The sequence below is a fragment of the Rheinheimera baltica genome (assembly GCF_030731985.1).
GTDB classification, from domain to species: Bacteria; Pseudomonadota; Gammaproteobacteria; order Enterobacterales; family Alteromonadaceae; genus Alishewanella; species Alishewanella baltica.
In genome coordinates this window covers 247,959-269,733 of sequence record NZ_JAPJDY010000006.1, presented here as the reverse complement: position 1 = coordinate 269,733, position 21,775 = coordinate 247,959, and the positions used below count along the sequence as shown (strand labels likewise).

The 21,775-nt window shown below is 43.0% G+C and carries 13 protein-coding genes; all 13 read left to right on the top strand.

Going from position 1 to position 21,775, the window contains the following annotated elements; all coding sequences use genetic code 11:
• Positions 1–67: 67 nt before the first annotated feature.
• The 13 genes from msrC to ORJ00_RS12100 all read left to right on the top strand — a co-directional run bounded on the left by msrC (position 68) and on the right by ORJ00_RS12100 (position 21,730).
• Entirely contained in the window at positions 68–541 is a 474-nt protein-coding gene (msrC, locus tag ORJ00_RS12160) for a free L-methionine (R)-S-oxide reductase MsrC (protein ID WP_027670126.1), read from the top strand.
• Entirely contained in the window at positions 538–846 is a 309-nt protein-coding gene (locus tag ORJ00_RS12155; protein WP_027670125.1) for a hypothetical protein, read from the top strand. The genes msrC and ORJ00_RS12155 overlap by 4 nt, the downstream gene beginning before the upstream one ends.
• Positions 833–1,543: an RNA chaperone ProQ gene (proQ, locus tag ORJ00_RS12150; RefSeq protein ID WP_306139994.1), complete on the top strand. Its 711-nt coding sequence runs from the start codon at positions 833–835 to the stop codon at positions 1,541–1,543. Before ORJ00_RS12155 ends, proQ begins: the two co-directional genes overlap by 14 nt.
• Positions 1,544–1,560: 17 nt before the next feature.
• Entirely contained in the window at positions 1,561–3,585 is a 2,025-nt protein-coding gene (prc, locus tag ORJ00_RS12145; RefSeq protein WP_306125582.1) for a carboxy terminal-processing peptidase, read from the top strand.
• Positions 3,586–3,672: 87 nt separating this feature from the next.
• Positions 3,673–5,004 (top strand): sodium-dependent transporter, encoded by a 1,332-nt coding sequence (locus ORJ00_RS12140; protein WP_027670122.1) that lies wholly within the window; start codon positions 3,673–3,675, stop codon positions 5,002–5,004.
• Positions 5,005–5,080: 76 nt separating this feature from the next.
• Positions 5,081–6,550, top strand: coding sequence for a Na+/H+ antiporter NhaC (gene nhaC, locus ORJ00_RS12135; RefSeq protein ID WP_306139993.1), 1,470 nt, complete (start codon positions 5,081–5,083; stop codon positions 6,548–6,550).
• An 86-nt stretch (positions 6,551–6,636) separates the two neighbouring features.
• On the top strand, positions 6,637–9,222 hold the full coding sequence (pepN, locus tag ORJ00_RS12130) for an aminopeptidase N (protein ID WP_306139992.1): 2,586 nt from the start codon (positions 6,637–6,639) through the stop codon (positions 9,220–9,222).
• Entirely contained in the window at positions 9,222–9,443 is a 222-nt protein-coding gene (locus ORJ00_RS12125; RefSeq protein WP_027670119.1) for a DUF2835 family protein, read from the top strand. The genes pepN and ORJ00_RS12125 overlap by 1 nt, the downstream gene beginning before the upstream one ends.
• Before the next feature lie 320 nt (positions 9,444–9,763).
• Positions 9,764–11,854, top strand: a complete 2,091-nt coding sequence (locus tag ORJ00_RS12120) for a DUF1302 domain-containing protein (RefSeq protein WP_305974425.1) — start codon at positions 9,764–9,766, stop codon at positions 11,852–11,854.
• Between the two features lie 16 nt (positions 11,855–11,870).
• Positions 11,871–13,232, top strand: coding sequence for a DUF1329 domain-containing protein (locus ORJ00_RS12115; RefSeq protein WP_306139991.1), 1,362 nt, complete (start codon positions 11,871–11,873; stop codon positions 13,230–13,232).
• Positions 13,233–13,311: 79 nt separating this feature from the next.
• Complete coding sequence (locus ORJ00_RS12110) at positions 13,312–14,346, top strand: WD40/YVTN/BNR-like repeat-containing protein (RefSeq protein WP_306139990.1); 1,035 nt, start codon at positions 13,312–13,314, stop codon at positions 14,344–14,346.
• Position 14,347: 1 nt separating this feature from the next.
• Positions 14,348–16,663, top strand: a complete 2,316-nt coding sequence (locus ORJ00_RS12105) for an efflux RND transporter permease subunit (protein ID WP_306139989.1) — start codon at positions 14,348–14,350, stop codon at positions 16,661–16,663.
• Between the two features lie 228 nt (positions 16,664–16,891).
• On the top strand, positions 16,892–21,730 hold the full coding sequence (locus ORJ00_RS12100; RefSeq protein WP_306139988.1) for an NAD-glutamate dehydrogenase: 4,839 nt from the start codon (positions 16,892–16,894) through the stop codon (positions 21,728–21,730).
• The last annotated feature ends 45 nt before the right edge of the window (positions 21,731–21,775 follow it).

Here is a 21,775-nt window from a genome sequence, read left to right as displayed (position 1 = left end):
AGGTTTAAATTGTCAGGTAAAACGAGTAATGTACGGGTTTTGAGTGCTAACCAGAATTCCTTATTTCATGCCAAATGAAAAAACTGCTGAATACCGTCTGCTAAATCTACAGGCACAGGCTTTAATAGAGCAAGAAACCGATCTTATCGCTAACATGGCAAATTTAAGTGCGCTATTGTTTAATCAACTGCCAGATTTAAATTGGGCGGGGTTTTACCTGATGCGTGATGGTGAGCTTGTGCTGGGACCATTTCAGGGCCAAGTTGCCTGTGTTCGTATTGCTGTTGGAAAAGGCGTTTGCGGTACTGCTGTTGCAACAGGCGAAACACAGTTGGTCAAGGACGTACATGAGTTTCCCGGACATATTGCTTGTGATGCGGCCAGTAACTCCGAAATTGTACTGCCACTGCGCCATAAAGGTGAAATAATCGCGGTGCTGGACATTGATAGCCCATCTATTGCAAGGTTTGATCAGGATGACAAAGATGGGTTAGAGCAGCTAATCATGATGTTTGAACAACATTTGGCTGCAATACCATGAAAGATTCAATTTCGTTGCACGACTATTTGTTTGATATGGCAGATATTGGTGACTGGGAGGGCGACGAGGAACTGGTTACAGACAAGATAAATGCCATTTACCATACGGTGTGGCAAGCTTTGCCGGAAGATATCAGTTCAGCACAGGTCGACGTTCTGTTACCTGGAATATGGGATCAGCTTCGCGGTGGTACTGTGCTGCTAGAGGCAGATGAAGACGAATTAATTGATTGGGCGTTGGCATATGTTCGCCAACAGCTGGAAGAAGGTATTCCGCTAACGGATACTGCAGATGAAGAAGAGTGAAGCGTTAATGACCACCCCAACAGAACAAAGTGTTAAAGTAAGCAATGTAAAAGATATACTGACGTACTTAGCGGCGCAGTTCCCAGCATGCTTTAGTTTAACAGGCGAACCCAAACCACTGAAAATTGGCATTTTTCAGGATTTAGCAAACCGATTACAAGATGATGCAACCGTCAGTAAGACTCAGTTGCGTCAGGCTCTGCGGGTTTATACCTCTAGCTGGCGTTATTTAGAATCGACGAAAGAAGGGGTTGCCCGCGTCGATTTGGATGGCGCCCCCGGTGACGTGATTGATGCGTCTCAAGCAGAACACGCCAATAAAGTATTGGATGAAAGTAAAGCCAAAGCTGCTGAAAAACGTAAAGCTAAGATAGCTGAAGCCAAGGCAAAACAAGCTACCGTAGCGGCTGACAAACCTGCTTACAAAAAAATGCCGAACAAAAAGGCACCGTCCCCGTCTAAAAGCACTAAAGTACATCAGAAACCAGCCAGTGCAGTCGAAACTGTTACTCAGTCGGCGCCATCGTTACAGAAAGCATCAGCTGAGCATGTTGTTGTTGGTGGTAAAGTACTGTTAAAGTTAGGGCAAAGCCCAATGTTGGCAACGGTACTTGAAATACATAAAGACGATGTGACTGTGCAGCTTGGGTCTGGTATGGTTATTAAAACCCGTCAGGACAGCTTGTATTTGGCCTGATCTATTCAGAGTAGCTTATGAAAAAATTATCAGTAGTTGCAGCAGCTCTTATCGTCGCCTTTAGCATAAACGCCTCTCCTGAGTCTAAAACAGAGCCTTTGGTATTACCAACAATGGCACAGGACGCCCAACATGCTACGGCAAGTAAGCGCATTACGGCATTATTTAAGCGCGGGCATTACAGCGCCGTTCAACTGGATGACGAATTGTCATCCAAAATGTTTGATAGTTATCTGAAAAATTTAGATTATTATCGCAACGTACTGTTAAAAAAAGATATTGCTAGCTTTGAACAGTATCGTGACAAATTTGACGATGCGTTAGATAAAGGTAATTTGAACTTTGCCTATGATATGTACAATCTTACGCTAAAGCGTCGTTTTGAACGTTTTGACTATGCATTAGCACTATTAGACAAAGGTTTTGATTTTTCTGGCGATGATCAATACGTTTACGATAGAGAAAATGCCAGCTGGCCAGAAAGTGAAGCTGAACTTGATGAAATCTGGCGGCAACGCGTTAAATTTGATGCCCTAAATTTAAAATTGGCTGGAAAAACTCACGAAGAAATATCCACCATTTTGGCTAAGCGTTATCGTTATAGCCAGAAACGTTTGACACAATCTGAAAGTGAAGACGTTTTTCAATTAGTAATGAACTCTTTCGCTCGCAGTATTGAAGCGCATACGTCTTATTTATCACCAAGAAATGCCGATCGTTTCCAACAAGAAATGAATTTATCATTAGAAGGTATTGGTGCAGTTTTACGTGCTGACGAAGATTACACCGTAATTCAGAGTTTGGTACCGGGTGGTCCGGCAGACACTACGCAAAAATTAAAGCCTAAAGATAAAATTATTGGTGTTGCGCAGGACAAAGCTGACTTTGTCGATGTCATAGGTTGGCGTTTGGATGATGTGGTCGACCTAATTAAGGGACCAAAAGGCAGTACCGTGCGCTTGCAAGTGTTAGGTGCAAACGATATTGGTACCAATCAAGCGCAAGTTATCAGTATTGTGCGTGACAAAATTCGGTTGGAAGATCGCGCCGCTAAAGCAGAAGTATTTAAACCACAGTTGTCTGAATTAGATCAAAAAATCGGTGTAATAAACATACCTGGTTTTTATAATAATTTATCTGAGGACGTTAAAAAGCTGCTTGTTGAGTTAAAAGAGCAGAATGTTGACGGTATTATTGTCGACTTACGTGGTAACGGTGGTGGTTCTTTACAAGAAGCGACTTTATTAACGGGCTTGTTCATTGAGCGTGGCCCAGTTGTACAAATTCGTGAAGGTGATGGCAAGGTATCAGTATCACAAGATACTGATGGTGTTAGCTTCTACGATGGTCCATTAACGGTAATGGTTGACCGTTACAGTGCGTCTGCATCAGAAATTTTTGCAGCCGCTATGCAGGATTATGGTCGGGCTCTTATTGTTGGTGAACAAACCTTTGGCAAAGGCACTGTGCAGCAGCATCGTAGCTTGAAGCGTGTTTATGACATGTTTGAAAATGATATAGGCAGCGTACAATATACCATTGCAAAATTTTATCGTATCAATGGTGGTAGTACACAACACAAAGGTGTTATCCCTGATATCCAATTTCCTACAGCTATTGACCCGGCTGAATGGGGCGAGAGTAAAGAAGAATATGCTTTACCCTGGGATTCTATTAATGCTGCACGTTATGACAGTCTGCACGATATTAGTAGTGTAGTCCCTATATTGCGTGAAAAGCATCATGCCCGTATTCAACGAGAAGCTGAGTTTCAATATCTGTTAGATGACATTGCTGAATACAAGCAAAAAGCAGACGACAAAACGTTGTCTCTTAAAGAAGCAGAGCGGATTGCAGAGCGCGATAAAAATAAAGCTGAGCAATTAGTACGCTTAAATACCCGGCTTAAGCGATTTGGTATGCCAGCGGTTACATCATTAGATGATGTACCAGAAAAGCTGGAAAAGCTGGATCCTTTTTTAGAGGAAGCGGCGAATATCACAGCAGATTACAAGATGGTAAGCCGATTAGCCAAAAAATAAGGGCTAGTTCGTTACCCTCCAAGCAAGGCGGCTTAGTTAGCGCCTTGTTTAATATTAGAAATATCATAATAATTATAAAGGTTTACTATGGCTATACGTGGTGAATTCTCATCGAGAATTGGCTTCATTCTTGCTGCTTCGGGATCAGCAGTTGGCTTGGGGAATATTTGGGGGTTTCCGGCGCAGGTTGCCAGTAATGGCGGTGCTGCATTTGTTTTAATGTATCTTATCCTTGCCTTTGTGCTGGCTTATCCGGTGCTAATGGCAGAGTTTCTTATTGGTCGGTCCACCAAGTCTAACGTGGTAGATGCATTAGGAACCGTTGCTAAGGGCGGAGTAGGCCGATTAGTGGGGATGTGGGGCATTGCTACCGTATCTTTAATACTCGCGTTTTACGGTATTGTTGGTGGCTGGATGCTGGCCTACGCTTTTGAAGCGTTAGCAAGCTTGTTTGGTTTAGAAGATGTTGCCCAATGGCTAGTGTCATCGTCTTTAAGTCGTAATATCCTGTTTTGCGCGTTGTTTATGTTGCTGACGGTGGGGATTGTTAGTGGTGGAGTCGTAAAAGGCATTGAACGCTGGTCAGTTCGTTTAATGCCAACGTTGTTTGCCATCATGCTACTGCTTTTCGGTTATGTGATGACCCAAGATGGCGCAATGGATGGCTTGAAAGTTTATTTACTGCCAGATTTCTCTCAAGTATTAAATCCAAATTTATTAGTAAGTGCCATGGGACAAGCATTTTTCTCAATGTCCTTAGGCGTCGGTACTATGCTGATCTACGGCTCTTATGTTAGTCACAATGAAAACCTGCCTAAACTTGGCGCTGCAGTATCGCTTATAGATATTGGCGTTGCTGTTTTGGCAGGGTTGCTAATCATTCCCGCGATGTATGTTGCGCTGCATAATGGTGTGCAAATTTTTGGAGAAAACGGCAAGTTACTTGCTGAAGACACCTTAATTTTTGCAGTATTACCATCATTATTCGACACCATGGGTTTAGTTGGTATTTTTGTTGCCCTGGCGTTCTTTCTACTTATGTCTATTGCATCTTTAACGTCCTCTATCTCTATGCTGGAAGTCCCTGTGTCGTATGTGGTTGAAAAACGCAATGTCACAAGACAAAAAGCAGTTTGGATAATTGCAGCAATTATTTTTAGCCTCAGTGTGCTGATTATTATAAATTTCAATACGTTGTTTGGTTTTGTTATCACGCTGACTACACGTTATAGCCAGCCACTGCTTGGGCTTATGCTATGTATTTTCGCCGGTTGGGTTTGGCGACGGAATGACATCTTACAGGAACTTAAAAAAGGCGATGAACATGCCGAGCAAAGCTTGTTCTGGCGAATTTGGCCGTGGTATGTGAAATTTGTCTGCCCGGTAGTTATCGTATTTATGTTCTATAGGTCGCTGTAAGCGTTTGTCGCATTTCTCTATAACAATAAGAAACTAAAAGGCGCTGGCAGCGCCTTTTATCAATTGGAGCAATACCATGTCTGCTAAGCAACCCAGTTTTCTGGATGCATCTATACCCCTTTTGGTACTGGTAATACTGTTATCAGCATCGGTTTATTTATTTGGTGATAATTCATCATACGGCCCTAACCAAATTGCCTTGTTTATGGCCACTGCAGTAGCTGTGGTTGTTGGTTTGAAAAATGGTTATAGCTGGTCTGTTATTGAAAAAGCGATGGTTAACGGCATTTCCTTATCTTTAGGTGCTGTGCTTATTTTGTTATCAGTTGGTGCTTTAATCGGTACTTGGATGCTCTCAGGTACGGTACCAACACTAATTTATTATGGCTTGCAATTATTAAGCCCTAGTTGGTTCTATGCGGCGAGCTGTTTATTGTGCGGCATAGTCGCGATGAGTATCGGCAGTTCATGGACCACTGCCGCAACAATTGGTGTTGCCTTAATTGGTGTGGCTCAGGGCTTGGGGTTGTCACCGGCCATTACTGCGGGAGCCATTGTGTCAGGTGCTTATTTTGGTGACAAAATTTCTCCGTTAAGTGAAACGACAAATTTAGCCCCTGCAGTTGCTGGTGCCGATTTATTTGACCACATACGCCATATGTTATGGACCACGGTACCCAGTTTTATCTTAGCTTTGTTATTATTTACTGTAATTGGATTTAACTCTGACGTGAGTGCAGATTTTGCACGTATTAATGAAATTAGTCAGGTGTTGACTGAGAATTTTTCTATTAGTGCTATTTCCCTTGTTCCTTTATTTATTTTACTGACTATGGCAGTGAAAAAAGTTCCGGCATTTCCAACCGTGTTTATCGGTGCTTTATTAGGTGCGGTGTGGGCAGTATTTTTTCAGCAAGATCTGATGTCTCGTTTGGTAGAACAAGATGTGGGTTATACACTAGCGTCTATTAAGCTTATTTGGCATATTTTTCATGCTGGGTTTGTTATTGAAACTGGTAATGCCAGTTTAAATGACCTGCTAAGTGGTGGGGGCATGTCAAGCATGCTCAATACTATTTGGTTGGTATTTTGTGCCATGATGTTTGGCGCCACCATTGAAAAAATCGGTTTGTTGCGTAAATTTGTTGAATCAATTTTGTTTTTTGCAAAAAGCACCGGGTCGTTAATTACCAGTACTATTGCTACGTGCTTTGTCACTAATGTACTAACGGCAGATCAGTATATGTCTATTGTTATGCCTGGACGGATGTTTAAAGAAGAATATGAGCGGCGAAACCTGGCGCCGGTAAACTTATCTCGCACGCTGGAAGATGGCGGCACTATTACTAGCCCGCTAATCCCTTGGAATACGTGTGGCGCTTATATGCATAGTGTGTTACAGGTTAGCCCGCTGGATTATGCAATGTATGCATTTTTTAATCTAATTAATCCTGTGTTGGCGATTATTTATGCCTACTGTGGCATTAAAATTTTAAAACTTACCCCACCAGACTCAGTGGTTCAGGAAGTAGTGGCAAAAACCTGACACCGTTTACAGAAAAAAGCCTGATTCGTTCAGGCTTTTTTGTCTGTACAGTGAGTAAATTTTTGTAACAGCTTCAGGATAGTATTATGGTTCAACTTAATAACAGAAAGGCTGTAAACAGGCGCGACTATAAGTGCCCTGAGTTTCTTGTCTCGCATATCAACTTATTTTTTGAATTAGATACAAAAGCGACTAAGGTAACTTCTGTCATGCAGGTACACCGCCAGCTTACTGCCGCCGCACTGGTATTAGATGGACAGCAGCTAGAATTGCTTCGTGTTGCTGTAGATGGCAAAGATTTGCAGTGCAGTGAGTATCACCAAGATAACGAGACTTTGACGATTGCTAATTTGCCTGACAGATGTGAATTGACAGTTGTTACACAAATTTCACCGTTAGACAATACCGCCCTTGAAGGCTTGTATCTGGCTGAAGACACCTTCTGCACTCAATGTGAAGCGCAAGGTTTTCGGCGTATTAGTTATGCGTTAGACCGGCCAGATGTGTTGGCTGAATATCATGTCACGATTAAAGCTGACGCACAGCGTTACCCTTACTTACTCTCAAACGGCAATAAAGTAGCAGAACACATAGATAGTGACGGCAACAGAATTGTACAGTGGCATGATCCCTTTCCAAAACCCTGTTACCTGTTTGCACTGGTAGCTGGCGATTTTGATTTACTTACTGAGCAATTTGTTACGCAAAGTGGCCGAAATGTCGCGCTACAGCTGTTTGTAGATAAAGGACAGGCTGCTAAAGGGCAATTTGCGCTACAAGCGCTTAAACGTGCAATGCGTTGGGATGAACAGCGCTTTAATCTGGAATATGACCTTGACATCTATATGATAGTCGCCGTTGACTTTTTTAACATGGGCGCAATGGAAAACAAGGGTCTTAATGTTTTTAACAGTAAATACGTATTGGCCGACAACAATACTGCCACTGACCGGGACTATTTTAATATTGAATCAATTATTGGCCACGAGTATTTTCATAACTGGACGGGAAATCGGGTAACGTGCCGGGACTGGTTTCAACTTAGCTTGAAAGAGGGCCTAACCGTATTCCGTGATCAGGAATTCAGTGCCGATATGGGATCAGCAACCTTATGTCGAATTGATGCAGTAAAGTTGATAAGAACCGCGCAATTTGCAGAAGATGCCAGTCCGATGGCGCATCCTATTCGTCCTGAATCAGTGTTGGAAATGAATAACTTCTATACTGTTACTGTGTACGATAAAGGTGCGGAAGTGATCCGTATGCTTCAAACCATCCTGGGTCGTGATAAGTTTAATCAAGGCTTAGCGCTATATTTACAGCGACATGACGGGCAAGCAGCAACCTGCGATGACTTTGTTCAAGCAATGCAAGACGCGAGCGGTAAAGACCTATCACTGTTTTCGCGTTGGTATAGCCAGTCGGGTACACCAGAACTTACTGTGCAGCAAAAATTTAACGTACTAACTGGCCAGCTGTGTTTAACGTTACAGCAACACACGCCGGTGACAGCCGATCAGGCAAATAAACACTCTCTCTGTATTCCGGTACAGATTGAGTTGTTGTTGCAAGACGGCAGTAAACAAACCCATTTACTGCTATTGGAACAGGAAACTCAGCAATTTGTATTTGACGATTTGAGTACAGAACCTGTCATAGTCTGGTTAGCACATTTTTCGGCACCCGTTAAACTACATCAGCAAAATGACGACTCTACTTTATTAAACATTGCGGCGCATGCTACAGATGGTGTTGCTCGCTGGGATGCGATGCAGCAGTTTTGGAACAGTAAGGTTCAGCAACTCGTCGCTGGAGCCGATGCATTTGCGATTTTGCCAGAGCAGCTTTTTAGCTTAATGGGCCAGTGGTTAGCTACACCATCGCCAGATTTAGCACTTACCGCTGAACTGCTAACATTACCTGATTTCGACACGCTTGCAGAGCAATACACGGAGATCCCGGTGGAGGCTATTCTGTCAGCTCTACACCATTGCAATTTGCTTCTCGCAACGAGATTACAACGTGATGTGGTCAGTTGTTATCAGCAACTGTCACCTCAACCCTATCGTTATGACGATGAGTCCGCGGGGCGGCGTAAATTAGCAGCGGTATGTCTTAAATATATCGCACTGTTGCCTGAGCAGAACAGTGATGTCGTCATAAAGCACTATGAACAGTCTGACAATATGACCGACACCATTTCAGCTTTACAGGTGTCCCAGCAATATTTGACGAATACGTTTTCTGTATTGATTGAAGATTTTATCTCGAAATGGCAAGACAATGTTTTGGCTATGGATAAAGCATTTTCGTTGATAGCTACCGATCGATCAGAGCACGTTTTTGACGGTATTGAAAAAATGCTTTCGCATCCGCTGTTTAGTTGGAAAAATCCAAACCGGGTACGAGCACTATTTTCAGCATTTAGCTTACGGAATCCTGACCAATTTCATCGTATTGATGGCAAAGGGTATAATTTGTTGCAACAGACAGTTGCAACAATGGACTCTATTAATCCTCAGGTTGCCGCAAGGCTGGTTACGCCCTTAATTAGTTGGCGTCGTTTTGACAGTGATCGTCAGCAGTTGATGCGTAACGCCTTGCAGATACTTGCTTCACATGACAGCTTGAGCAATGATTTATTCGAAAAGGTGAATCGAAGTCTTAACTAATGCAACGCTATTTTTTTAATGCCATGCTCACTACAGACCAGTGCTATGGTTATTATCGTGGTGAAATATCTTACGTTGTTGTTACTACGGACAACGGTACACGTGTGCAGCTGGCATTTCGTCATTTTCAGCCATTTGTTGACAGTAACGGAATAAGAGGGCGTTTTCGTTTAACCATTAGTGAGCAGGGGGCTTTTATCAGTCTTGAAAAAATTAATTAGAGTTTATACTTTAAACGCTTGGTTGAAAGCTCACCTTGCATAAAGGTGAGCTTTGGCCTTTAATTTCATTGAGTTATAAATGCTTGTTTAGCTGTAAAGTCTTAAGATTAAACCTGACAACAGTGAACTCGTGTGAAAGATAATCAAAAAAAACAAAAACTGAATACAAATCAACAGATTTACGTAACAACGGCCCTTGCCTGTAGCTTGAAATGATGTAATTATTTTAGCTAAGTAGGCTGAGATCGGATCAGTTGGCTTAGTATTATAACTAAAAGAACATTTACATATCCTGCAGGGACAGGGGGGGAGATAACAAGATGAATAAAAGGTCATTAACCTTTGCTAAGAAGCCCTTAGCCGCAGGTGTTGCCTCAGCGCTGTTAGCCTTGTCAATGGCTCCGGCACAAGCAGCATCCTGGGACTTTGGTGATGTTAATATTACTTTCGACTCTACTTTTTCATACGGCGGCAGCTGGCGGATGGAAGATCGTAACTTAAATACCATCAGTAAAGCTAACCAACCTCGTTTTGATTGGACAGGTTATAACGCTGCAACCAACAACATTTATTCGCCGTCACAAATTTGGAATACGCCAGGCCCAGGCTCGTATTCTAGTAATGGTGATGCAGGTAATTTAAATTACGATAGGGGCGACATGTTTAGCAGCCTTGCTAAAGGTTTGCATGAATTGTCTATCTCTAAAGATAATATCGGTTTGTTTACCCGTTTTATGTATTTCTACGATTTCGCTCTAATGGACGGTGATCGTGCTTATACCAACCCTGTATCGGGTAATTATGTTGACCCTTGTGCAGATGATGATGCACGTGATTTAACCTGTCGTGATATTCGTTTGTTGGATGCTTATGTATACGGCAACTTCAGTTTTAACGACGGTATGAATCCGGTTACGGTTAAAGTTGGCCAACAAGTACTAAGCTGGGGTGAAAGTACGTTAATACAGCATGGTATTAATATTACGCCAATAGACGTTGGTGTTGCTCGTGCACCTGGCGCAGAGTTAAAAGAAGCTTATATTCCAGTGGGGATGGCAACAATTAACATCGGTTTGACTGAAAACTTGTCAACTGAACTATTTTATCAATATCAGTGGGTAAATAGTTATTTGCCGGTACCTGGCACTTATTTCTCTACTAATGATTTTGCTGGCGAAGGCGGTTATTTACAAAACGTACAGTTAGGTTTTGCTGGTAATCCAGATATCGATTTAGATCATGTTTTGTTAAACCTGAATATGTTAGGTGCAGGCGTAGCATCTGGTGCTATTCCAGCCGCATTAGCCGGTCAAGCCTATCTGGCGTATCCGACCAAAGTAACCTTACGTCCTTATGGCAGTGCAGGTGAAATTGAACCTGATGATGGTGGTCAGTACGGTATTAAGTTTGACTACTTTGCCTCAGAACTAAATGATACAGAATTTGCTTTGTACTACATGAACTACCATAGCCGGGTGCCAGTTATTTCAGGTATTGCTTCTGATTTTTCTCAAGCCGGTGCTGATATTGGCAGATTGGTATCAATGGTAGCCAATGGTGGTGTTACTAAAGAAAATATCTCTGATTTAGCGGCATTTTCAAAAGCATTAATTGAATACCCTGAAGACATTAAACTTTATGGTTTTAGTTTTAACACAACGGTAGGTGAAACCTCTGTTGCTGCTGAACTAGCGTATCGTCAAGATGAACCATTACAAATCGATGATGTTGAGATTTTGTATGCCGGTATGCCAGAGCAATTGGCAAATGCAGGTTTACGCCCAGATTTAGCCGGTATTTCTCAGATTGGCCGTGATACACGTTACGGTGAAAAGGTGTTACCAGGGCAGAAAGCCAATGGCTTTATTTTGGCTGATACCTTACAGGCACAAATGACGTTCACCCATTTATTCGGACCTACATTAGGTGCTGACAACCTAACTATGCTGGCAGAAGTGGGTGGTATTCGCATCCAAGATATGCCGGATCAAGATGTATTGCGGTTAAATGGTCCTAATACCGACCGTAGTGGTGCGCCTCTGTTAAATGGCAATGGCGTAGCAATTCCGGGTTTGCATACCGGTTTGTCAGATGGTGCCGAAACTAACCCGTTCCCAACGGCGTCAGCTTGGGGGTATCGTTTATTGGCAAAAGCGGATTACAACAACGTGTTCGCTGGTGTGAACTTATCTCAGCGCATGGTGTTTTCACACGATGTCAACGGCATTACACCTGATCCGCTGTTTATGTTTGTTGAAGATCGTAAATCACTAGCATATGCCGTAAGTTTTGATTACCTGAGCAAATGGTCAGGTGAAGTATCTTACAATGTATTCTGGGGTGGTCAGGGCACGACAAATAACGTAGCAGACCGTGATTTTATCTCTTTCAATATCAAGTACTCTATTTAAGGGACGAGCACAAATTATGAAAAAACTCACCCTAATTTCTTCCGCTGTTGCGTTAGTTTTAAGCTGTTCTGTAACAGCAAAAATTACCCCTGAACAGGCTGCAAGACTAGGCAATGATTTAACGCCTCTCGGTGCTGAAAAAGCCGCTAATGCTGATGGTTCAATTCCAGCCTGGTCTGGCGGTATTACGTCAGCGCCAGCAGGCTACACTGTTGGCATGCACCATCCAGATCCTTTTTCAGACGATAAGGTTTTGATGGCAATTGATAAATCTAACTTTGCTGAGTATAAAACCTTCCTAAGTCCGGGACAGATAAAACTGTTTGAAATTTATCCTGATACCTACAAGATGAATATTTATCAGTCACGGCGTACTGCTTCTTACCCGCAGTATGTTTATGATGCGACCAAAACTATTGCCACTAAAGCTGAGTTAGTCGAAGGTGGTAACGGCATAGTAAACGCAGCTATTGGTATACCGTTTCCTATCCCACAAAATGGTTTAGAAGCGATTTGGAACCATCTATTACGTTTTCGCGGTGTCGCAGCCAGCCGAAATGGTGGGCAGGCGGCGCCCACAGCGACAGGTGCATTTACTATTATCGGTTTTGATGAACAAATTATGTTCAAATATTCTGATCCTAAAGCCACACCTGAAGCCTTAACCGAAGAAAACATTCTGTTTAGGTTTAAGCAGGCTGTTACAGCACCTGCACGTTTAGCTGGTACGGCATTGTTAGTGCATGAAACAATGGACCAGATTAAAACACCGCGCCAGGCGTGGACATACAATACGGGGCAGCGTCGGGTTCGTCGGGCACCAAACGTAGCTTATGATGCGCCAGGTACGGCGTCTGACGGTCTGCGTACTACAGATGACTTTGATATGTTTAACGGCTCACCAGACCGTTATAATTGGACACTGGTTGGTAAACAAGAACTGTATATCCCGTATAACAGTTATAAGTTACATAGCAGTGGTGTTAAGTACGATGATTTATTAATGGCAGGACATGTAAATCCTGAATATGTACGTTGGGAAAAACATCGAGTTTGGGTAGTTGAAGCGAAACTTAAAGATGATACCCGTCATGTCTATGGCAAACGCGTGTTTTATATTGATGAAGATAGCTGGCAAATTCACATAGCAGACTTATATGACAACCGCGATGAGTTATATCGTGTTGCAGTTGCACATGGTTTGAATTACTTTGAAGTGCCTACGCATTGGAGTACGCTTGAGGTGTACCACGACTTAAATTCACGTCGCTATATTGCTATTGGTTTAGACAACGAAGATAAAATGTATAATTTTGGCGTTGATCTTACCGATGCGGACTTCACTCCTGCAGCACTGCGTCGTGAAGGGACGCGGTAGCACATCGCAGCTATAATGACGGTTGGCCAAGTGCCAACCGTTTTTATTTTTAACCTTTTACCGAGTAAATAATTTAAGTATGCGTAGAACAATTATCTGTCTGACAGCCATACACGCTATGTTTTTTGCTGCAACAGTCGCCGCTGAGACTGTTGATAACCAGCCGCAAACATCAGATATCGCTATTTTGGCTGAAAAAGCGTTGCTAACGGATATTACGGCGATTGGCGATCAAATTTTAGTAGCAGTTGGCGAGCGTGGTCACATTTTGCGTAGTCAGGATGCAAAAAATTGGGTGCAGGCTACGGTGCCTGTCCAGGCTAATTTAAACAGCGTCTATTTTGTTAACAAGCAGCAGGGGTGGGCGGTAGGACATGATGCCAGTATTTTAGCTACTCAGGATGGCGGTGTCAGTTGGCAACTACAACACTTCGCACCGCAGGTCGATAAACCCCTGTTTGATGTTTATTTTTTTGATAGTCAGCATGGTATTGCTGTTGGCGCATATGGCTTGTTTTATCGAACGACTGATAGTGGCAAAAACTGGCAAAAAGAGTTTCATCCAGAAGTAATGTCTGAAGACGATCAAGATTATTTGCAGCAGCTGCAAGAGTCAGATGAACAAATGTATGAAACTGAGCTTGGCGCAATTTTACCTCATTTTAATCGGCTGTATGCTGACGGCAACGTGTTATACATGGCTGGTGAGGCCGGCTTTGTTGCTAAAAGTATTGATAACGGCTTAAGTTGGCTGCGATTAGATGAATTTTATAACGGTTCGTTGTTTGATATTACCCGCACCACACAAATGAGTTTATTAACTGTGGGATTGCGCGGCCACGCGTTTATCAGTGATGACCAAGGCATGAATTGGCAACAAGTTGCATTAACGGAGTCGGCAACATTTAATAGCGCATTTTCAGATGCTTCGGGTCGGCAATATTTGGTAGGAAATGCAGGCGTGTTATTGGTTAGCGACAAAACAGGCAAAACCTATACTGATTATTCCCAGCCAGATGGTAAAGCCATAGTAAACGGCCTGATTTGGCAAGGTCAGCTGATACTGGTTACCGAAGTGGGTATTAAAACGATTAATCTGAGTGAATTAAATTAAAATGAGTGTTAATAGACTGGTTAATAAATTTGAGTACGCTTTGTTCCGGCATCGTACTTTGGTCATTATTGCGTTTGTGGCGGCAACGATTTTTCTGTTAATGAAAGCCACCACCATTAAACTTGATGCCGCGTTCACTAAAAATATTCCCCTGCAACATCAATATATGCAAACCTATCTGCGCCATGCACAGGATTTCGGTGGGGCAAATAACATTCTGGTGTCTTTGTGTGACCAAAACGGTGATATTTTTAACGAAGGATTTTTTGATACCTTCCGTAAAGCACATGACGAGTTGTTGTATACCTCAGGTGTTAACCGTGTGCTGGTTAAATCACTGTTTAGTCCTAGTACGCGTTTTGTTGAAGTGGTTGAAGATGGTTTTGCTGGAGGCCCTGTAATACCTGCCGACTTTGTTGCTAATGCAGCAGGTCTGGCCAAGGTGAAAGAAAATACCGAAAAGGCTGGTATTGTTGGCCGAATGGTAGCTGATGACTACAGCTGTGCAATGATTTCAGCTCAACTACTTGATGTTGACCCTGACACAGGTAAACAAATCGACACGATTGGCTTTGCCAACACGCTAGAGCAGAACGTTCGTGGCAAATATCAATCCGACACCATCAGTGTGCACATTATTGGCTTTGCCAAGATGGTAGGCGATGTTGCTGAGGGTGCTAAAGGCGTGCTGGTATTTTTTGCCATAGCCATTGCAGTGACATCAATAATGGTATTTTTCTTTTGCCGCTCGTTAATGTTAACGGTACTGCCTATTGCATGCTCGCTCATTGCGGTGATCTGGCAAATGGGTTTGTTGTCTGTAATGGGCTTTGGTATTGATCCAATGTCAATTTTGGTACCGTTTTTGGTATTTGCTATCGGTGTAAGCCATGGCGTGCAGATGATTAACTCAACCGGAAAGCGTGTTGCTGCGGGCATGGATGCTAAAACGGCTGCCCAGGCTAGTTTCCGTAAACTGCTGGTACCGGGTGGCGTTGCTTTACTGTCTGATACCGTTGGTTTTTTAACACTACTTATTATTGAAATTGGGGTTATTCGTGAATTGGCGATTACCGCAAGTTTAGGAGTGGCCGTTATCATTTTGACCAACCTTATTCTGTTACCTGTACTGATGTCTTTTGTGCGTTTTAGTAAAAGTTATAAAGAACGTGCCAGCGCACCTTCACCTAAAATAGACAAGGTCTGGTATGCCTTATCCGCATTTGCCACACGTAAATATGCTGCAGTCATATTGTTAATTACAGCTGCATTGTTCGCCTTTGGTTATATGCAAAGCCAACAGTTAAAAATTGGTGACTTGCATGCCGGTGCACCTGCACTGCATGAAAATTCGCGTTATAACCAGGACACCTTTTTAATAACCGACCGCTACGCCATCTCTGTTGATTACTTAAATGTGATGGTGGAAACCATTCCTAGCGCCTGTACTGAACACAGTATCATGGCAAAGGTTGATCGCTTTCAATGGTTAATGGAAAACGTCGAAGGGGTACAATCAACTGTTTCGTTGGCTTCGGTATCGAAATCAATTAATGCAGCATTTAACGAAGGTAATGTGAAATGGCGTGTTTTGCCTCGCAATACGCAGAGCTTGGTGCAGGCATCTTCTCGTGTTGAAACCAGTACGGGCTTGTTAAATGCAGATTGCTCTGTCATGCCGGTCATTCTGTTTTTACAAGACCATAAAGCACAAACGATAGAACGTGTAGTTGCTGCTGCGAAGAAATATGGTAGTGAATTGGGAGATGAGCAGACACAGTTTATGCTGGCATCAGGGCCTGTTGGCGTAATGGCGGCTACCAATGAAGCGGTTGCAGAAGCGCAGCAGCCAATGATGTGGTATGTATACGGTGCTGTTATTATTCTTTGCCTACTTAGCTTCCGTTCAATGCGAGCTACCATTTCCGTTATTTTGCCGCTGTATGTAGTGTCGGTATTAGCAACAGCCTTAATGACCTGGTTGCAGATAGGCCTTACTGTATCAACCTTGCCCGTTATTGCGCTTGGCGTGGGTATTGGTGTTGATTACGGTATCTATATATTATCGAATATGTCTCAGATGCTGCGTGACGGTACCGGCGTTCGTCAGGCTTATTATGAAGCGCTGAAAGAACGTGGCAGTGCTGTGTTGTTTACGGGTATTACGTTAGCCATTGGAGTAAGTACCTGGGTGTTTTCAGCACTGAAGTTTCAGGTTGATATGGGCATTCTGCTGACATTTATGTTTATCGTAAATATGTTAGGTGCCATTGTCGTGTTGCCTGCGTTGGCTGCTTTTTTATGGCGTAAAGATTAATTTATTTTTTGCATGAATAAACACGAAAATGGCCGAAAGGCCATTTTCTATTTACGGCAGATGAATAAGTTGTCATAGCCTTTAGAAATCACTGGTTTAACCAGCACAAAAGCCAAAAATAGTGCTCGAAAAGCGCTACAATAGACACTACACTGCGCACCTGACACGCTCTGGTTTTGTTCGGTAGCGCCTGCTGTAATAAGCAGTGACTGCAAAAAGGATACAATAATGGCACTGATAGACGGTCAACCTTCTGTACTACTACAAAATGTTAATAAACTTATAAAACAAAAAGTAAAAGATCAGGTTCCGCTGATCGAGAAATTTGCTAATACCCTTTACGGCAATATGTCTAATGAAGACTTAGTCGGACGCAATGACAGTGATCTGTATGGCGCAGCCCTTAGTTTGTGGCAAACGTTTAATAGTCACGGTGAGCCTGGTGCTAAAATACGCGTATTTAATCCTGAAATTGCAAAATATGGCTGGGAATCCAAACATACTATTGTTGAAATAGTTGTACAGGATATGCCATTTTTGGTTGACTCAGTGCGTATGGCATTAAGCCGTCAAAGTATTACGGCACACTTATTACTTCATTACCCACTGCAGACAGAGCGTGATAAAAAGCATCAAATTATCGACTTCTTTAAACTGGGTAGTAAAGCTAAAGCCAGCATCCAGCAAACTGTATTTCACATTGAGATTGACCGTTTAAGTAGCGAAGCCGCAATACAGGCGTTGACGGATGAGTTGCACTCAGTAATGGAAGATGTGTCACTTGCCGTGCAAGACTGGCAGCCAGCACGAGACAAACTGCAGCAAGTTGTTAAAGACTTAGCTAAGCAGGCTGGTAAGGCGGCGACTGAGGAAGTAGAGCAAGCCAAAGAATTTTTAAACTGGTTGGCAAAAGATAACTTTACGCTATTGGGCTATCGCGAGTATACGATAAGCCCGGTTGAAGGTGATTATAAAATCAGTGGCATCGATAGCAGCTCACTGGGTTTAATGCGACGTTCTGCTGCTCGTGATTTATTGTTATCTGAACTGCCAGAGTCAGGCCGTATTCAGGCGATAAACAATGCTTTATTAATCTTGACTAAAACGAACAACAAATCACGAGTTCACCGGCCGGCATACATCGACTATGTCGGCGTTAAGAAATTCGGTAAAGATGGCAAGGTGATAGGCGAAGATCGCTTTATCGGTCTTTACTCCTCATCGTTATATAACAACAGTGCCGGTGATATTCCCTTACTGAAAAGTAAGCTCGCCAGTGTTATGCACATGTCTGAGTTTGCAACGGGCACCCATGCTTATAAAGCGTTATTGAATATTCTGGAAACGTATCCACGTGATGAATTAATTCAGTCAACTGCGGATGAGTTACTGCATGTAGCAATGGGTGTACTGCAAATGCAGGAACGAGATATGACCCGACTGTTTATGCGTAAAGACAGCTTCGGTCGCTTTGTTACTGCCATGGTTTATGTTCCGCGTGAGCGCTATAACACTCAGCTTCGCAAAGACACTCAGGCCATTTTACAACGTGCATTGGGTAGTAATGAGCCGGTAGAATTTACTACTTATTTTTCTGAATCTGTGTTGGCTCGTACCCATTATTTAGTACGGATCAGCGATAGCCATGTTGAGTATAAAGTGAAAGATATTGAACGTAATTTGGTAGAAGCGGCCCGTACCTGGGAAGATAAATTAGAAAGTGCGTTACTTGGAGTTTATGGTGAAGCCCGTGGCCGAGAGTTAATTAGCAAGTACGTAAATGCATTTCCACGCAGCTATAAAGAAGAGATGCTGCCAAATGACGCCCTGGTTGATATTGGCAAGCTGGAATCGCTGAACGACGATCACAAGCTCGAAATGCTTTTTTACCGGCCTCAAGAAGAAAAACCTGACAGCAAAGCCGTGCGGTTGAACTTATTCCATAAAGATCATCCTATTCATTTATCAGACGTGCTGCCAATGTTGGAAAACTTTGGACTACGGGTAATCGGTGAAACCCCTTATGCTATTAAGTGTGCTGACGGCTCAATAAGCTGGGTACTAAATTTTGCCATGGAGCTTAACTTTGCTGTGCCGGCAGATTTTGAAGCGGCGCAACAATCGTTTCAGGACTCGTTTGCAAAAGTATGGAATGGTCAACTCGAAGACGATGGGTTTAACCGACTGATATTAAGCGCGGGTTTAACTGGGCGTGAAGCGTCTCTGTTACGCGCGTTTGCAAAATACAAACGTCAGATAGGCGGAACTTTTAGCCAAACTTATGTTGAAAATACTTTTTCACGTTACGCCGATTTAGCCAATTTATTGGTGCAATTGTTTAACAGCAAATTTGACCCTAAATCTAAAGCGACAGCAAAAAGTATTGAAAAACTGGAAGAGCAAATTAGTTCTTCATTAGAAAATGTTGCTAACCTGGATGATGACCGTATTGTTCGTCGTTTTGTCGACATGATTAATGCGACGTTACGGACTAACTATTTCCAGAAGTCAGCCACCGGTGCGGATAAGCCGTATATCTCTTTCAAGATTAAGTCAGACTTAATCCCGGATATGCCGCTACCTATACCTATGTTTGAAATTTTCGTTTACTCACCACGAGTTGAAGGCGTGCACTTACGCTTTGGTAAAGTTGCCCGTGGTGGTTTGCGTTGGTCAGATCGTCGCGAAGACTTCCGTACAGAAGTACTGGGTTTAGTTAAAGCACAAACGGTTAAAAATACGGTTATTGTTCCGACAGGCTCTAAAGGCGGCTTTGTCTGTAAAAAATTACCAGAAACGGGTGGTAGAGACGCTTTCGTTAATGAAGGTAAAGAGTGTTACCGTACTTTTATACGCGGCTTACTTGATGTTACCGACAATATTGTTCAGGGGGCTGTAGTTCCACCTCAAGATGTTGTTCGTCACGATGAAGATGACCCTTATTTGGTGGTTGCTGCCGACAAAGGTACAGCGACTTTCTCTGATATATCTAACGGTATATCAGAAGAATATGGTTTCTGGATGGGCGATGCATTTGCTTCAGGCGGTTCAAACGGCTACGACCATAAAAAAATGGGTATTACTGCCCGTGGTGGTTGGGAGTCAGTAAAACGCCACTTCCGTGAAGTGGGTATTAATTGCCAGACAACAGACTTTACTTGTGTTGGTATTGGTGACATGGCTGGCGATGTTTTTGGTAACGGTATGCTGCTATCCAAGCATATTCGCCTGCAGGTGGCATTTAACCACATGCATATTTTTATTGACCCTAATCCAGATTCAGCCAGTAGTTGGGAAGAACGTAACCGTTTATTTAATCTGCCGACATCAACCTGGGATGATTACAATAAGGCGTTAATTTCTGATGGCGGCGGTATTTTCTTACGCAGTGCCAAAGCGATTAAGCTATCACCTCAAATGAAAGAAATGTTAGGTTCTACTAAAGCCAGCATGACACCAAACGAGCTGATACGTGAAGCCTTGATGATGCAGGTTGATTTGATTTGGAACGGCGGTATTGGTACCTATGTTAAAGCAACCAATGAAAGCCATGCCGAAGTCGGCGATAGGGGGTCAGAGCCACTGCGCGTTAACGGTAGAGATCTTAAAGCTAAAGTAATTGGTGAAGGTGGTAACTTAGGTGCCACACAACGTGGTCGTATTGAATTTGCCATGAACGGTGGATTGGTTAATACCGACTTTGTCGATAACGTTGGCGGTGTTACCTGTTCAGATAACGAAGTTAACATTAAGATTTTGCTGAATACATTAGTTGCAGCAGGCGACTTAACGCTGAAACAGCGTAATAAGTTATTGCTCGATATGACAGATGATGTCACGGCGATCGTATTAAAAGACTGTTATCGTCAAACACAGAGCATTAGTATTTCATCATTGCTAGGTGGTGAGCAGTTAAAAGAATATACCCGCTTTATTCATACATTGGAAAAAGAAGGCAAGCTGAATCGTGAGCTGGAGTTTTTACCAACGGATGATGAACTGGCCGAACGTATGGCAAAGGGGCAGGGACTAACACGCCCAGAGCTGTCGATCCTAACTGCCTATGGCAAAATGGTATTGAAAGAGCGATTGGTATTACCAGAAATATTCGAAAATGAGTATTTTAAGCGTCAGCTTTTTGCCAACTTCCCGCAAATGTTGCAAGACAAATATGCAGCAGAGATGGAAAACCATCCGTTAAAAGCGGAAATTATTGCCACTAAACTAGCCAATATGTTGGTAAATGAAATGGGGCCTAATTTTACGCAACGTATGCAGGAAGAGACCGGTGCCGGTGTCGGTGAAGTGACATTATGCTATGCCATCGCACGTGATTTGTTCGACTTATCGGCTATGTGGCGAAAATTAGAGCAGTTGGATAATGTTATTCCTGCTGCTTTACAAACCAAATTGTTGCATCAATTGCGTCGGACAATGCGCCGTGCGACCCGTTGGTTCTTGCGTCATCGTAACAAGGCATTAGATATCCAACAGACGGTTGATTTCTTTAAACCGGCTTATCAGCAGTTATCTGAGTCGTTAGGTAGCTACTTAGCACCTTCAGAAGCAGAACAGTTGCAGCAAAAACAAGCGGCACTGGTTGAGCAAGAGGTCCCTGAAGATATTGCTCAGTACTTAGCCCAATTAAGTACCGTGTTCTCAGTGATGGATATTGCTCAGGTAGCAGATACTGAAAAAATGGCATTGCCTATAGTGTCTGAAATCTACTTTAAATTGGGTGATAAGCTGGATCTGCATTGGTTCCTTGAGCAAATTACCAACCAACCGGTAGCAAATCACTGGCAAGCACTGGCCCGGGCGTCGTATCGTGAAGAGCTTGATTGGCAACAACGCGCCTTATCTGCGGTTGTTGTTCGTAGCTGCGATAAGAAATGTGCCGCAGACGAAGCTGTTACCAGTTGGGTAAATGCTAATGACGCGTTATTAGAGCGCTGGCGTTTGATGTTGTCTGAGTTTAAAACAACGAAGAGCCATGAATTTGCTAAGTTCTCTGTTGCACTGCGTGAATTAATGCTGCTAAGTCACCACTGCGACCCTGTAAAATAATGTTCTAAGTGGCTACAATACCCCGGCAACACCGGGGTATTTTTT